At 73.6% G+C, this 14,858-nt stretch carries 13 protein-coding genes; 11 read left to right on the top strand and 2 right to left on the bottom strand.

What is annotated here, in order from left to right:
• Positions 1–44 precede the first annotated feature (44 nt).
• Positions 45–890, bottom strand: a complete 846-nt coding sequence (locus ACZ4WV_RS15540; protein ID WP_465746789.1) for an SDR family oxidoreductase — start codon at positions 888–890, stop codon at positions 45–47.
• Between the two features lie 148 nt (positions 891–1,038).
• Here ACZ4WV_RS15540 and ACZ4WV_RS15535 point away from each other — a divergent pair, with 148 nt between their 5' ends.
• Positions 1,039–1,431 carry a winged helix-turn-helix transcriptional regulator gene (locus tag ACZ4WV_RS15535; protein WP_465746787.1) on the top strand — a complete coding sequence of 131 codons (393 nt, stop codon included), beginning with the start codon at positions 1,039–1,041 and terminating at the stop codon, positions 1,429–1,431.
• A gap of 272 nt (positions 1,432–1,703) precedes the next feature.
• On the opposite strand, the gene ACZ4WV_RS15530 is transcribed toward ACZ4WV_RS15535, so the two are convergent.
• The gene (locus tag ACZ4WV_RS15530; protein ID WP_465746785.1) at positions 1,704–2,708 is read right to left on the bottom strand and encodes a LacI family DNA-binding transcriptional regulator; all 1,005 of its coding nucleotides are present in this window, start codon (positions 2,706–2,708) and stop codon (positions 1,704–1,706) included.
• Between the two features lie 281 nt (positions 2,709–2,989).
• Here ACZ4WV_RS15530 and ACZ4WV_RS15525 point away from each other — a divergent pair, with 281 nt between their 5' ends.
• The 10 genes from ACZ4WV_RS15525 to ACZ4WV_RS15480 all read left to right on the top strand — a co-directional run bounded on the left by ACZ4WV_RS15525 (position 2,990) and on the right by ACZ4WV_RS15480 (position 14,728).
• Complete coding sequence (locus tag ACZ4WV_RS15525; protein ID WP_465746783.1) at positions 2,990–4,288, top strand: ABC transporter substrate-binding protein; 1,299 nt, start codon at positions 2,990–2,992, stop codon at positions 4,286–4,288.
• Between the two features lie 2 nt (positions 4,289–4,290).
• The gene (locus ACZ4WV_RS15520) at positions 4,291–5,256 is read left to right on the top strand and encodes a carbohydrate ABC transporter permease (protein WP_465746781.1); all 966 of its coding nucleotides are present in this window, start codon (positions 4,291–4,293) and stop codon (positions 5,254–5,256) included.
• A 118-nt stretch (positions 5,257–5,374) separates the two neighbouring features.
• The gene (locus tag ACZ4WV_RS15515; RefSeq protein ID WP_465746779.1) at positions 5,375–6,220 is read left to right on the top strand and encodes a carbohydrate ABC transporter permease; all 846 of its coding nucleotides are present in this window, start codon (positions 5,375–5,377) and stop codon (positions 6,218–6,220) included.
• Positions 6,217–8,103 (top strand): DUF5107 domain-containing protein, encoded by a 1,887-nt coding sequence (locus ACZ4WV_RS15510; RefSeq protein ID WP_465746777.1) that lies wholly within the window; start codon positions 6,217–6,219, stop codon positions 8,101–8,103. The genes ACZ4WV_RS15515 and ACZ4WV_RS15510 overlap by 4 nt, the downstream gene beginning before the upstream one ends.
• Positions 8,104–8,207: 104 nt before the next feature.
• A complete protein-coding gene (locus ACZ4WV_RS15505; RefSeq protein WP_465746775.1) occupies positions 8,208–10,718 on the top strand; it encodes an RICIN domain-containing protein in 2,511 nt (836 codons plus the stop codon).
• 125 nt (positions 10,719–10,843) lie between these two features.
• Entirely contained in the window at positions 10,844–11,311 is a 468-nt protein-coding gene (locus tag ACZ4WV_RS15500; RefSeq protein ID WP_465746773.1) for an SIS domain-containing protein, read from the top strand.
• A complete protein-coding gene (locus ACZ4WV_RS15495; protein ID WP_465746771.1) occupies positions 11,308–12,270 on the top strand; it encodes an ROK family protein in 963 nt (320 codons plus the stop codon). Before ACZ4WV_RS15500 ends, ACZ4WV_RS15495 begins: the two co-directional genes overlap by 4 nt.
• Positions 12,267–13,217, top strand: a complete 951-nt coding sequence (locus ACZ4WV_RS15490; protein WP_465746769.1) for a 1-phosphofructokinase family hexose kinase — start codon at positions 12,267–12,269, stop codon at positions 13,215–13,217. The genes ACZ4WV_RS15495 and ACZ4WV_RS15490 overlap by 4 nt, the downstream gene beginning before the upstream one ends.
• A 100-nt stretch (positions 13,218–13,317) precedes the next feature.
• On the top strand, positions 13,318–13,581 hold the full coding sequence (locus ACZ4WV_RS15485; protein ID WP_465746767.1) for a class II fructose-bisphosphate aldolase: 264 nt from the start codon (positions 13,318–13,320) through the stop codon (positions 13,579–13,581).
• A 316-nt stretch (positions 13,582–13,897) separates the two neighbouring features.
• Positions 13,898–14,728: an RICIN domain-containing protein gene (locus ACZ4WV_RS15480; RefSeq protein ID WP_465746765.1), complete on the top strand. Its 831-nt coding sequence runs from the start codon at positions 13,898–13,900 to the stop codon at positions 14,726–14,728.
• The last annotated feature ends 130 nt before the right edge of the window (positions 14,729–14,858 follow it).

The following is a 14,858-nucleotide window of genomic DNA, read 5'->3' as shown; positions in this document are numbered from 1 at the left end:
CGACGGCGCGGAGCCGACGGGGGCAGCGGCGTCAGGAGGCGGGCCTATCGGAAGGCGGCGATGTGGCGCTGAGCCCAGTCGGCGAAGGTGCGGGGCGCGCGGCCGAGGACCTGCTCGATGTGGGGGCTGATGCGCCGTTCCGCGGGGGTGGGCTCGCCGAGGATGGCCAGCGTGGTCTCGACCACGGGCTCGGGCAGGAACCGCAGCATTTGTGCGCGGGCCTCGTCCCGGGGCTGCTCGACGAACCGGACGGGTTCGCCGAGTGCGTCGGCGACCGCCGCGGCCTGCTGGCGCGGGGTGGTGAGCGCGGGCCCGGTCAGCTCGTAGATCTGCCCGGCGTGGCCGTCCTCCCGCAGGGCTACGGCAGCGACCTCGGCGATGTCGTCCGGGTCGACGGTCGGCAGGCCGATGTCGGCGAACGGCGCGGCGACGGTCCTTCGGGTACGGACCGACTCGGCCCAGGCGTACGCGTTGGAGTCGAAGCCTGCGGGCCGCAGGATCGTCCAGGCCAGGCCCGATTGCCGGACGGCTTCCTCGATGGCGCGCGCCGTGACCCCGTGCGACGCCGACCCGGGTCGGGTGGCGACGCCCTGGGAGGACAACAGGACGACTCGTCCGACGCCACCGGCCTTGGCGACCGCGAGGATCTTCCGGGGGTTCAGCAGGTGCGCGCTCGGGCCCCCGTTCTGCAGGAACACGGCGTCGGTTCCATCGAAGACGGGCCGGAGGCTCTCGGGATCGATCAGGTCCGCCCGCCGGTGCTCGACGCGCTCCGGCACGTCCGCCGTCGTGATCTCCCGGGACGTCGCGGTCACGCGCGCACCGGTTGCCGCAAGGGCCCGTACGAGCAACCGGCCGACGTTGCCGGTTGCCCCCGTCACTACGAACATGAACAACTCCCTGTCGAATCAGCATGGTTGTCGCCGCCCGAGTGGGCGGGGACGGTCGCGGAGAGCTGCTCTCCGGCCGACGCAGGGACGCTAACACCGCCGATATAGTAGGTACCTACAGGAAAGTGACTATCCCGGGGGATGTGCGGTGGCCGACAACACTGACTGGACGGCAGGCGCTGGGACCGATCCGGAGCTCGCCTGTCCGACCAGCGCGGTCGTGGACATCGTGTTCAGCCGGTGGACCACACCGATCCTGTGGACCCTCCACACCGACGGTCGGCAGCGGTTCGTCGAGTTGGAACGACGGATCGGCACGATCACACCGAAGGTCCTGACCCAGCGGCTGCGGCAGCTGGAACGCGACGGCATGGTCGTGCGTACGTACCACCCCGAGGTGCCGCCTCGGGTCGAGTACGAGATCAGCGAGTTGGGCCGCAGCCTGGCCCCGCTCTTCGCGCACCTCGCCGAATGGGCCGCAGCCAACCTGGACCGGGTCGAGCAGGCCCGGCGCGACTACGACACCGAGTCGCCCCGGTAGCGACGGAAGGCGACCAGCGCCCCGGCGCCGATGACGATGACGATGGCGCCGACGCCGAGGCCGAGATACAGGCCCGTGCCGGTGCCGCCGCCGGTCGAGGCGAGGTGATTCGCGTCCGGACTGGCCGCAACCGGCGTCCCGGTCGGCGATGCGCTCGGGATGGCCGCCGAGGGCGAGGGCGAGGGCGAGCGCGAGCCGGTGGTGCCCGGGCCGGCGGACGGTGCCGCGGTGGACGGCCCCAGTGCGGGGCGGGTGCTTCCGGACGGGCCGGTTCAGCGGCCGCCGGCCGGGCCGGTGCTGTCCCGGACGATGAGCTCGGGGCGCAGCAGGTGGATCGAATTGGCCGGGCTGCCCGACCGGGTGAGGGCGCGCAGCAGCAGTTCGACCGCCTCCCGGGCCATCTCCCGTCTGGGGACGGCCACGCTGGTGAGGGCCGGGCGGGCCACGCCGACCGTCGGGTCGTCGTCGTGTCCGACGATCGACAGGTCGTGGGGGACGGCTCGGCCCGCGGCCCGCGCGGCCTCCAGGGCCCCGAGGGCGAGGACGTCGTAGGTGGCGAAGAGCGCGGTGACCGTCGGGTCGGCGGTGAGCGCCGTCGTCGCCGCCGCGAAGCCGCCCGCGGGGGTGGGTTCGGGCGCCAGGTGGACGGCGGCGTCGGGGACGGTCAGGCCGTCGGCGGTGAAGGCGCGCCGGAAGCCCGCCACCCGCGGGGTGTGGTCGGGGCCGGCGAGCACGGCGACGCGTTCGTGCCCGAGTTCGCGCAGGTGGCGCCCGGCCAGGTAGCCGGCCCGCTCGTAGTCGATGGTGACCACCGGGAAGCGGTCGGGGGCGTCGGTCTCCCAGGCGCACAGGACGACCGGGAAGGAGGCCTCGGCCAGCAGTGGCAGGTGGCCGATCAGGTCCCGGTCGCCGGCGATCAGCAGGGCGTCCACCGAGCGGCTGGTCAGGCCGGCCAGGTGGCGTTTGGCGCGCTCGCCGTCCAGGCGGGTGGTGCAGAGCAGCAGGTGGTAGCCGTTCTCGTCGAGGACGTCCTCGACCTCCTCGACGATGTCGGCGTAGAAGGAGTGCGTCACGGTGGGGACGAACAGGCCCACCGTCCGGGTGGCGCCGGTGGCCAGCGAACGCGCCACCAGGTTGGGTGTGTAGCCCAGTTCCTGGATCACGGCGCGCACCCGGGCCGCGGTCGCCGGGCTCACGGCGCCCCGGCCCCGGATGACGTTGGAGACGGTCTGCTTCGTGACCCCGGCGCGCTCGGCCACGTCCTGCATCGTCACCATGGTTGGATCCTTCGATTTACCGGTCAACTTGCTTCCAGCGAAAGCTAGGGCACCGGTGACCAGGCGTCAACCTCTGTCAAAGTCGTTAATTTCTAAGGAGTTTGAGGGAGGTTGGGCCGGAGCGGCGGTGCTCGGCGCGTGCTGGGGGCGAATTCTGCAAGGGCCCTTGATTTACCGGTCAACCCGCCCGTATCGTCCCAGCCATCCAGCCGCTCTCCGGCCTCGGGCCCCGGCTGACGACACGTCCGCGCCGCATCTCGCGCCACCGAGAGGAACCACCCATGGGGAGAACGACCATGTCCGCGGCCCGCGTCGTCGGCGCGGCGACGGCCGTCGCAGTCGCGCTCGGCGTGACCGCCTGCGGCAGCGGCTCCGGTGGCGGCGCGCAGGCCGGTGGCGGCTTCACCTACTGGTCGATGTGGCGCGCCGACGAGCCGCAGGCACAGGTCCTGAAGGCCGCGATCGCCGACTACACCGCCGCCACCGGCGCCAAGGTCAACGTCACCTGGGCGGGCCGCGACATCGCCAAGAAGATCGGCCCGGCGATCGCCGCCAACCAGGCGCCGGACCTGTGGGACGATTCCGACGACAAGGTCTACGGCGCCACTGCCTCGGCCGGGCAGGCGCTGGACCTCTCTCCGGCGCTGGACCAGCGGATCCCGGAGGAGAACGTCCCGGTCTCCCAGGTCATCCCGGCCAAGTACTTCGACATGCTGCCCAAGGACCCGTCCGGCGCGAACCACTACGTGATCCCGTACGAGGTCGTCACCAACGCCATGTTCTACAACGCGGCCGACCCCGTCCTCGCCTCGGCCATGCCCAGCCCGCCGACCGACTGGGCCGGGCTGCTCAAGGTGTGCGACGAACTGAAGGCGGCCGGGAAGGCGTGCCTCGCCTCCGAGGGCGAGGACCCGTGGAGCAATGCGCTCTACTTCGACTACCTGCTCAACGGCGCCGGGGTGAACGTCGCCAAGCTCGCCGCCGACAGGTCCGGCGCGGCCTGGGACGACCCGGCGGTCCTCGCCGCCGCGCAGCGGACCGAGCAGCTGGTCAGGGGCGGCCACCTGATCGCCGGCTACGACGCGACCAAGTACCCGGCACAGGAGACCAACTGGGCGAACGGCAAGGCCGCCTTCTACCTCGACGGCGACTACGTCACCGCCGAGGTGGCCAAGCAGGTCCCGGCGGGCTGGAAGACGGCGTCGATGCTGCCGCCCACCGCCAAGGCGCCGGACGCCAACCTGATCGGCTTCGCCATCCCCAAACGGGCCAGGAACGCCACAGCCGCCCAGAAGTTCATCGCCTTCTTCCTGCAGAAGAAGCAGCTGTCCGGCATCGCGACCACCGCCCTCAACCTCACCCCGCGCACCGACATCCCGGCCCCCGCCGAACTGGCCGACGCCCAGAAGGCCCTCGACGCCCCGGTCGTCCGCCTCACCTTCGACGGCGTGTCCGGCGCCTGGCTGCCCAAGGTCCTCAACGAGAACTACCTGGACCTGTGGCACGGCAAGTCGACGGCCGCCCAGTTCGTCGCCAAGGCCAAGGCCGACCAGGTCGCCTACTGGCAGACCCAGGGCTGACGGTGGCGACGACGATCGAGGGTCCGTCCCGGACGGACACCGCCCGGGCCCGGCCCGCCCGCGCCGTCCGCCCCGGCGCCGGCCCCCTGGAGCGCCAGCGCCGCCGGATGTTCTGGCCGTTCACCGCACCCGCGCTGATCGTGTACGCGGTGCTGTTCCTCGCCCCGGTGGGGTTCGCGCTGTGGACCAGCCTGTACAAGTGGGACGGCATGGGCGCGATGGAGTGGCGCGGCCCGCAGAACTACGTGCTGCTCTTCCGGGACCCGGACTTCCGCACCTCGCTGGTCAACACGCTGGAGCTGATGGTCATCGGTGGCGCCGTCACCTTCGTGCTCAGCTTCGCACTGACCCTGGTGCTGCGGGAGATGCGGGCCCGGCTCTTCGCCCGCTCGGTGCTGTTCTTCCCTTCCCTGGTCAACGGCATGGTCTTCGGCATCGCCGCCGGGTTCCTGTTCTCGCCCACCGGCCCGGTGAACCAGGCGCTGAAGCTGTTCGGAGTGACCACGCCGCCCAAGTGGCTGTCGACGGACAACCTGCTGCCGATGGTCCTCGGCACCCTGGTCTGGACGGCGACGGGCTACTACACCTCGATCATCATGGCGGCGGTCGACCAGATCCCCGACTACCTCTACGAGGCGGCCGAACTCGACGGCGCCGGACCGTTCCAGCGCTTCCGGCACGTCACCCTGCCCTGCGCCTGGGACGTCATCGCGGTCTGCGCGGTGCTGTGGACCGTCAGCTCGGTGAAGATCTTCGAGCTCATCCTGCTCTACGGCGGCAGCACCAACGCCTTTCCACCGGTGAGCAGTTGGAACACGGCTGTGTACGTGTACACCGAGGCGTTCCCACAGGGCACCGTCCCCCGGCTGGGCATGGCGACCGCCGCGGCGATGGTCAGCCTGGCCATGGTCACCCTGGTGACCGTCGTCCTGCGCCGTCTGCTGCGCCGCGAGCCGATCGAGTACTGATCGGGCCGAGAAGCCGGGCCCAGCAACCGGATCGATGACCGCGCGGCGACTACCGACCGGGTCGAGTGCCGACACGTCGCGTACCGGCCCCACACCGCCATCCGAAAGGCCACCACCCGTGCGACGCAGAACCCCGGCCGCGGGACTCGCGAGCAGGATCGGCACGGCAGCCGTCTGGCTCGTCGTCGCCGCCGACCTGCTGCTGGTCCTGTGGATCCTCCTGACCTCGCTGCGCAGCGGCCCCGACATCCTCCGACACGGGTTCGGCCTGCCGACCAGCCCGCAGTCCGGCAACTACGCCACCGCGCTCGACCAGGGCGGCTTCGGGCGGGCGGCCCTCAACAGCGTGGTCACCGCCGGCGCCTCCTCGCTGATCGCCGTCACCCTGGCCGCGCCCTGTGCCTACGCCCTCGCCCGGCGGCGCTCGCGGACCTCCTCCGCGCTGACGATGACCTTCGCCATGGGGCTCGGCGTGCCCGGACAGGTCCTGGTGGTGCCGCTGTTCGTCGGCCTGTCCAGGATCGGCCTGACCGACAGCGACCTCGGCCTGACCCTCGTCTACGTCGGCCTGGCCATGCCGTTCACGGTCTTCCTGCTCACCGGGTTCTTCAGCGGCATCCCCGCCGTCCTGGAGGAGGCGGCCGTCCTGGACGGCGCCGGGCCGGCGCGCACCTTCGTCCAGGTGATCCTCCCGGTCGCCCGGGGCGGCCTGGTCACCGCCCTCCTCCTCCAGTTCATCGCCGCCTGGAACGAGACCCTCTTCGCGCTGGTACTGACGAACAGTCAGAACCAGCTCACCCTCCCGGTGGCACTCGCCTCGTTCGTCGCGGCGCAGCAGTTGAACGGCCTGGACTACGGCACGATGTTCGCCGGAGTCTGCATCATCCTCGCCCCGATGATCGCGCTCTTCTCCTGGATGGGCACGCGGATCATCCGGGGCATGACGGTGGGAATCGGAAAATGACCTCGACGCTGCGCACCGACCTGCTCCGCATTCCCGGCGCCCCCGATCCGCTCGGTGGCACCCTGCCGATCCTGCACGGCCTGCCGAACCGGGTCGGCGCGGGCGCCGGGATCGACGCCGAGATGCGCCGCAACCTCGCCTACGGGGCGCCCGACACCCTGCTGCCGTACACCCGGCAGGGCGGCTACGACCGGGTCCGCGCCGAGCGCGAACTCCCGTGCGTGATCCTGGAGAACGACACCCTCGCCGCGACCTTCCTGCCCTCCCTCGGCGGGCGGCTGTGGTCCCTGGTCCACCGCCCCACCGGGCGGGAGCTGCTGCACCGCAACGGCATCCTCCAGCCCGCCAACCTCGCGCTGCGCGACGCCTGGCTGGCCGGCGGGGTGGAATGGAACCTCGGTGCCACCGGGCACTGGCCGCTGACCTGCGAGCCGCTGCACGCCGCCCGGCTGTGCGCGCCCGACGGCACCCCGGTGCTGCGGATGTACGCCTTCGAACGGCTGCGGCGGCTCGTCCTGCGACTGGACACCTGGCTGCCCGCCGGCTCCCCGGTGCTGTACGTCCACATCGCCGTGCACAACCCCGCGCCGACCGAGACGCCGGTCTACTGGTGGTCCAACATCGCCGTACCGCAGGACCGGGACGTCCGGGTCCTCGGCCCGGCGGACCACGCCTTCCACTGCGACTACGTCAGCGACCTGCGCCGCGTCCCCTTCCCGTGGAGCGACGGCGCCGACCGCAGCTACCCGGGCCGGAGCCGGCGCGCCGCCGACTACTTCCTCGACGTCCCCACCGGCGAACGCCCCTGGATCGCCGCGCTGGACGGCGCCGGCACCGGGCTCGTGCAGACCTCCACCGCCCGGCTGCGCGGCCGCAAGATGTTCTGCTGGGGCACCGGTACCGGCGGCACGCACTGGCAGGAGTGGCTCTCCGGTCCGGACCGCGCCTACCTGGAGATCCAGGCGGGCCTGGCCCGCACCCAGCTGGAGCACCTGCCGATGCCCGCCGGCGCCACCTGGTCCTGGACCGAGGCGTACGGTCTGCTGGAAGCCGATCCAGCGGCTGTACACGGGAGTTGGGAGGCGGCCAGGTGGGCCGCCGGCGAGGCGCTGGACCAGCTGGTCCCGCCGGGGGAGCTGGCGCTGGCCGAGGCGCTGGCCGACGGGTTCGGCGCGCCCGAGGAGGTGCTGGCCGAGGGCGGCGGCTGGGCCGCGCTGGAGATCGAGGCCGGCGCCCTGCCCGCCTCGCCGATGCTGCCGTTCGGCGCGCCGGCGGCCGCCCAGGAGCCCTGGCGTCAGTTGCTCAAGACCGGCAGTCTCCCGGTCTGCGATCCGCCGGCCGAGCCGGTCACCGGGGCGCACTGGAGGCTGCTGCTGGAGGCGAACGCCCCGGACTGGCACGCGCTGTACCAGCTCGGGCTGCTGCGCCTGGCCGCCGGGGAGCGGGAGTCCGCCCGCGAGGCGTTCGAACGCTCCGTCACCGTACGGACCTCGCCCTGGGCGCTGCGGTCGCTCGCCTTCCTCACGCGGGACCGGCCGACGGCCGCCGAGCTCATGGTCGCGGCCCACCGGCTCCGCCCTGAGCTACGGGAGGTGACGATCGAGACGCTGGAGGCGCTGCAGCGCGCCGGGCTCTTTGCCGAGGCGCTCGCGCTGATCGCCGACCTGACCCCGGCCGACCGGGCGCACGGCCGGATCAGGCTGGCCGAGGCGGAGGCGGCGCACGCCTGCGGTGACGACGACCGGGTCCGGCGGCTGCTGGCCGAGGGCATCCAGGTCGACAGCATGCGCGAGGGCGAACTCTCCCTGGACACCCTCTGGCTCGCCGTCCACCCCGGAACACCGGTGCCGCCGCAGTACGACTTCCGCATGGCGGACGGCTGAGCCGCACACCGTCCCGCGTCCGCCCCGCACCGACCACGCTTCCGTTCCGCCACCCCCACGACGAGGGACGCGACGGCGCGCCCCCGCACGGAAGAGGAGCACCAGTGTCAGTCGCACGAACCCGCACCCGAACCCGAACCGGAACCCGCGCCCGAACCCGAACCGCCCGCACCGGACTCGTCCGCGCCCTGACCGCCGTCGCGCTGGCCGCCCTCGGTGCCGGCACGCTGGCCGCCGCTCCCGCGCCCGCCCCCGCACCCGAGCGGGCAGCCGCAGCCGCCACCTACACGGTGTCGGTCGGCGGGACCGGCGCCTACCCGTACCCCGACGACACCCCCGCCGCCGTTTACACCGACAAGGACGGCACCTTCTACTTCCAGGAGGCGCACTCCCTGTACGGCGCGAACGACTCCCGGCAGTGGACCTTCTACACCGGCAAGGACTTCGACAGCGCCACCAGGTCGGCCGCGATCAGCGACGCGGTCGATCCCGCCAACCCCGCCGACCGCAACGACGACACCACCTGGCGCTGCGACCACAGCCCCACCGGCCGCACCGCCGACAACGCGCCGCGGGGTTCCGGCTACTCCCAGAAGAACTACTGCGACCTGACGGGAGTCTGGGTCGACCCGGACACCGGCGACTGGTACGGCCTGGTGCACAACGAGTTCACCCCCCAGCCCTTCGGCGACGGCCTCCACTACGACGCCATCGACTACGCCGTCTCCACCGACCAGGGGCGGACCTGGGACATCAAGGACCACGTGATCACCTCGCCCTACAGCACCACGCGGGGCGACACCACGGCCTTCCCCGCCCAGACCTTCGACTACGGCGACGGCGACCAGCGGCTCTTCGTGGACACCGCCTCCGGGTACTTCTACGTCTTCTACGGCTCCCGGATCGTCGACAAGGGCGGGTCCTGGGGCGACTTCATGGCGCACGTCGCGCGGGCCCCCATCTCCGCCAAGATGGCGCCCGGCAGCTGGCGGAAGTGGTACGACGGCGCCTGGTCGCAGCCCGGGACGGGCGGCCGGGAGAGCGACATGGTGCCCGCCGACGCCGCCGATCCGACGGGCTACCTGCAGCCCGCCGACGAGTACGACCCGGCGAACCCCGGCACCGTCAAGCAGCAGGTCGCGGCAGGCACGCTCGCCCCGACCTCGCCGCTGTTCGTGATGAACGTCGCCTACGACGCCCACCTGGGCCTCTACCTCGGCACGCCGCAGGCCGTCGACCAGAGCGGCGACGCCCCGCAGCAGATCTACGCCACCAAGGACCTCGCCACCCAGAAGTGGACCCTGCTCGGCGACACCGGCGACTACCACACCGCCTCCTGGTACCGCTGGTTCCTGGACAGCGCCAACCTGACCGGCTCCACCATCGTCGGCCGCGACTTCCGCTTCTACTGCGCGTACGGCTGCTCCAACGGCTCGTCGGGCGAGTACGTCGACCTCACCGTCGGCACCTCCAAGCCCGCCGCCCCACCGTTCGACCTGACCAGGACGTACCGGATCGGCAGCGGCGACGGCCGGGTGCTGGCCCAGCGCCCCGGCAGCCCGGCGACCACCTCGGCGGCCCGGGCCACCGGCTCCAAGCTGGAGTCCTGGTCGTTCGCGAGCAACGGCGACGGCTCCTACCGCATCGTCAACGCCGCGACCGGCGGCGCGCTCGGGGTGGACGCCTCGACCAGCGCCGGACGCGCCTGGGGCGCCGCGCCGACCGTCGGCACGGCCGCCGGCGTCGGGCAGCAGTGGTTCATCGTGCCGGCCGGTACCGGCTACCGCCTGGTCAACCGCTACAGCGGCCTGGTGCTCGGCCTCACCGCCGCCGGCACCCCGGCCGAGACCACCCCCGCCCGGTACTGGACCGACACCACCGGCTCCACCGTCGGCGGCGGCCGCACCGCCGCCGCGCAGACCCTCACGCTCACCCCGACCGGGAAGGCGCCCGAAACGGTCGTGCTCACCGGCCCCGGCGACCGCTCCGGCACCGTCGGCAAGGCCGCCTCGGTCCAGCTGACCGCGACCGACACCTTCGGGAAGCGGCTCGCCTTCACCGCGGCCGGCCTGCCCGCCGGGCTCACCCTCGGCTCCACGGGCCTGATCTCCGGGACCCCGACCGGCGCCGGCGTCTCCACCGTCACCGTCACCGCCTCGTCCGGCACCGCGCACGCCTCGGCCTCCTTCACCTGGACCGTCACCCCGGCCCTCGGCGGCGTCCACACCCTCACCACCGGCGGCCGGGCCCTCGACGACGCCGACCACAGCACCACCGCCGGCAACCGGCTCATCACCTGGACCCCGACCGGTGCCGGCAACCAGCGCTGGCAGTTCCGCCCGCAGCCCGACGGCTCGTACGAACTGGTCAACGGCCTCTCCGCGATGTGCGCCGACGTCAGCGGCGGCTCCACCGACGCCGGTGCCGCCGTCATCCAGTGGCCGTGCGGCGGCGCCAACCAGCACTGGACCGTCCGGCTGCTGGCGGACGGCACGTACCGCGTCACCTCGGCCGCCAGCGGACTCCTGCTCACCGCCGACTCCGCCTCCGACGGCGCCGCGGTGGCCCAGCAGCCCGACACCGGCTCACCGCTCCAGCGCTGGTCGATCGCCTGACCCGGGCCCGTCCGGCGGGACGGGCCCGACGCCGGGCCCCGGGGCCGTCCCGGGGCCCGGCCTATTCGCCGCGCCCCTTCATCCCGCACGCGCGATGATCGTGCACGACCACCCAGGAGGTATCCATGGCCCATGTGGACGAGGAGAACGGCAGTCAGCCCGAGCGCTGGCAGCGCGCCCTCCAGCTGACGCCGAAGCACCTGCCCGATCCCGGCGAGCGGGTGGCCGTCGTCGGCTGCGGCACCTCGCTCCACATCGCCCAGGCCTACGCGGCCCTGCGCGAGAGCCTGGGCCTCGGGGAGCCCGACGCGTTCGCGGCCCCCGAGTTCCCGGCGGCCCGGCGCTACGACCGGGTCCTCGCCCTCACCCGCTCCGGTACGACCACCGAGGTGCCCGGCGCCCCGGCGCGCACCTGGGACACCGAGACGGTGGCGATCACGACCGACCCCGGCACCCCGATCGGCGGGGCCGCGCGCCACATGGTGGCCCTGGAGTTCGCGGACGAGCGGTCCGTCGTACAGACCAGGTTCGCTCACCCGGTCCGTCGTCTTGGAGCAGTCGTGACCGGCCGGCACCCCGGGGCGGCCTCATGAGCGTCATCGCGCTGGACGTGGGCGGCACCCACATCAAGGGCGCCGTGGTCGACGGCGGCGAGCTCGTCGAGGGTGCGCAGTGGTCCACCCGCGCCGAGCGCGGGCCGGACGCCGTGCTCGAAACGGTGCTGCGGTGCGCGGACGAGCTGGTGGCGTACGCGGCGCGCAGGGGGTCGAAGCCGGAAGCCGCCGGGATCGTCGTGCCGGGCCTGGTGGACGAGACGCACGGCACCGCCGTGCTGGCCGCCAACCTCGGCTGGCGTGACACGCCGGTGCGCCGGTGGGCCGCCGAGCACTTGGACCTCCCGGTCGCCTTCGGGCACGACGTGCGGGCCGGCGGCCTCGCGGAGGGCCGGCTCGGCGCCGGGCGCGGCTGGGCGGACTTCGCCTTCGTGCCGGTCGGGACGGGCATCGCCGCCGCGCTGACGATCGGCGGCCGGCCGTTCGCGGGGAGCCGCGGCTTCGCGGGCGAGCTGGGCCACCTGGTGGTCCGGCCCGGCGGCGAGCGGTGCGCCTGCGGCAACCGCGGCTGCCTGGAGACGCTGGCCTCCGCCTCGGCGATCGCCCGCCGCTACGCCGAGGCGTCGGGCCGGGCCGGGGCTGGTGCTGGGGAGGTCGGGGCCAGAGAGACTGGGGCCAGGCAGGTCGGGGCCAGGCAGGTCGTGGCCCTGGCCGAGGCGGGCGACCCGCTGGCCGGCCGGATCTGGACCGAGGCGATCGAGGCGCTGGCCGACGGCCTGGCCGCCCTGACGGCGCTGCTCGACCTGGAGCGCGTCGTCCTGGGCGGCGGGCTGACGCAGGCCGGCGAGCCCTTCCTGGCCCCGCTGCGCGGCGCGCTCGCCGAGCGCCTCCCGTTCCGGCCGGCGCCTTCGCTGGTGGCCGCGGTGCTGGGCCCCCGCGCGGGCTGCCTGGGGGCGGCCCTGCTCGCCGAGGACCTCCTGGACGGAGCCGCCGCGTGATCCTCACCGTCACCCTCAACACGGCCCTGGACGTGACCTACCGCCTGCCCGAGGCCCGGCTGCACGCGAGCAACCGGGTGCGGGCCGTCACCCGGCAGGCCGGGGGGAAGGGCGTCAACGTGGCCCGGGTCCTCGCCGCCCTCGGCCGGGAGGTGGTGGTGACCGGGCTGGTCGGCGGCCCGGCGGGCCAGGCCGTCCGGGCGGACCTGGCGGACCTGGCCGACGTCGGACTGCGCGACGAACTGGTCGAGGTGGCCGGGGAGACCCGGCGGACCGTCGCCGTGGTCGACGACCGGGACACCACCATGCTGCTGGAACCGGGCCCCGAGATCGAGCCACTCGAATGGCGGCGCTTCCTCACCCACTACGAGCACCTGCTGCGCGGCGCCTCGGCCGTGGTGCTCTCGGGCAGCCTGCCACCGGGACTGCCGGCCGGCGCCTACCGCGAGCTCGTGGAACGGGCGGGCGCCCGGGACGTCCGGGCCGTGCTCGACGCGGACGGTCCGGCCCTGCTCGACGCGCTGCCCGCCCGTCCTGCCGTGGTGAAGCCCAACGCCCCCGAACTGGCCCGGGCGGGCGGCACCGAGGATCCGCTCCGCGGCGCGGAACTGCTCCGCTCCGCCGGAGCGGAGGCGGTGGCCGCCTCGCTCGGCCCGGACGGCCTGCTCGCCGTGACGGCCGGGGGCCGGTGGCACGCCCGCCCGCCCGAGGTCCTGACCGGCAACCCGACCGGGGCGGGGGACTCCGCCGTCGCGGCCCTCGCCCTGGGCCTGGCCGACGGCGAGCCCTGGCCCGACCGGCTGCGCCGTGCCGTGGCGCTGTCCGCCGCCACCGTCCTGGCCCCGCAGGCCGGCCGCTTCGACGCGGCCGCCTACCACCGCCTGCTCGACCTCGTCCGGGTCGAGGAACTCGACCCGGCGCACCCGCGAGGAGAACCGTGCCCCTAGTCGGAACCGGGGGGATCGTCGGCGGAGAGATCGTCAGCGGGGAGATCGTCGGCCCGCCGCGCACGGAGGCCACGGCGTCGGTGCCTTCAACGTCGTCCAGTTGGAACACGCCGAGGCCATCGTGGCCGGGGCCGAGGCCGCCGGCGCACCCGTGGTCCTCCAGATCAGCGAAAACGCGGTGCACCACCACGGCGGCCTCGCGCCCGTCGGCGGCGCCGTGCTCGCGGTGGCCCGGGCGGCCGCCGTGCAGGTGCCGCTGGTGCTGCACGGCTCGTCGGGTGCCTCGGGCGACACCCTGGCGGCGGCGGTCGACCACGGCATGACGAAGCCGCCGGGGAGGTGGCGAGCCTGCTCGGGATCCTGAGCGCGCCGCGGTCGGCGGTCGCCGCCTGCTGAGTCTGGACTGGCCGGAAGCAACAAGATCACTCAGGAACCACTGCAATCAAACGCATCGGCCCGAAGGATCGTGTTCGGGACTGGAACTGAGTGACGCTCACCCGTCCGGTTCTCCGGGCTGCCGCCTCGGGTCGGCTGGATGGCTGATCGCGTTGCATTTCATCCGAAGTTGTTGATTGGTGTTGGAAGATGGGTCTACTGTCCTCCCCGGCAGGTCGGCATGCACCCGCCAGTCCACCTGATGGCCCCGCCCCGCCGACCCAGCCCGAGGACAGGAGTAGTCGATGAACAGACCTGCCCACCCACTCCGCCGGGGCGTCACGGCCCAGGCGGCGCTCGCACTCGGTCTCGCCGCCGTCGCCCTGGCCGCGCCGCCCGCAGTGTCCGTACCGGCCCCCGCGACGCAGTCGGTGAAGCTGCGCGCCGACCTCGACGGCCGCGGCCACCAGGGCACCACCCTGGTCGCCTCCGACAGCGACGACGAGCACTGGTCGATCGCCGCCGACCTGGCCGCCGACCCCGCCTTCGCCCAAGCCGTCGGCGTCATCGGCCTGCACGGCACCTGCTGGCCCTCGACCCCGGTCTACACCGCCTGCCCCGGCAGCGACACCGCGGCCGGGCTGGGCAAGCGGCTCTGGGCCTCCGAGGACGACAACGACAGCTACGGCGCCGACCCGGCTGCCCTCGCCCGCAACGTCAACCGCGAATACCTCGACGCCCGGATCACCTCCCTGTTCAGCGAGGACTGCTCCGGCACCGACACCGTGCTGGCGAGCGGGAGCTACCCCGGCGCGGGGGCCGGCACCTGGCCCAACCTCGCGCTGGCCGTGCAGGGCCAGACCATCACCCCGTCGATCGACCACAGCCAGGTCGCCTCGGTCGGCGACGCCGGCCACGGCGTCGGGCAGATCGGCCTGGGCGTCGGCGGCTTCCAGCACGCCGACTTCGCCAACACCACCATCACGCCGCTGGCCGCGCCGGCCACCCACACCGTGACCAGCGTCAACAGCGGCAAGTGCCTGGACGTCGCGGGGGCTTCGACGGCCGACGGGGCCCAGGTCGTCCAGTGGACCTGTGCCGCCGGCCGGACCCACCAGGAGTGGACCGTCTCGTAACGGGCCGGCGAGACCGGGCCGACGAGGCCCCAGCCCCGACGCCGTGCCGGACACCCCCGCCCGGGTGTCCGGCACGGAGCAACACCACCCCACCCTCCCCATCCCACCCCCTCCCCACCTCGGAGACGCC

This window comes from Kitasatospora sp. NPDC029312 (assembly GCF_055569215.1).
Note: the sequence above shows the minus strand (reverse complement) of the source record. Positions and strands in the feature narration are given on the sequence as shown.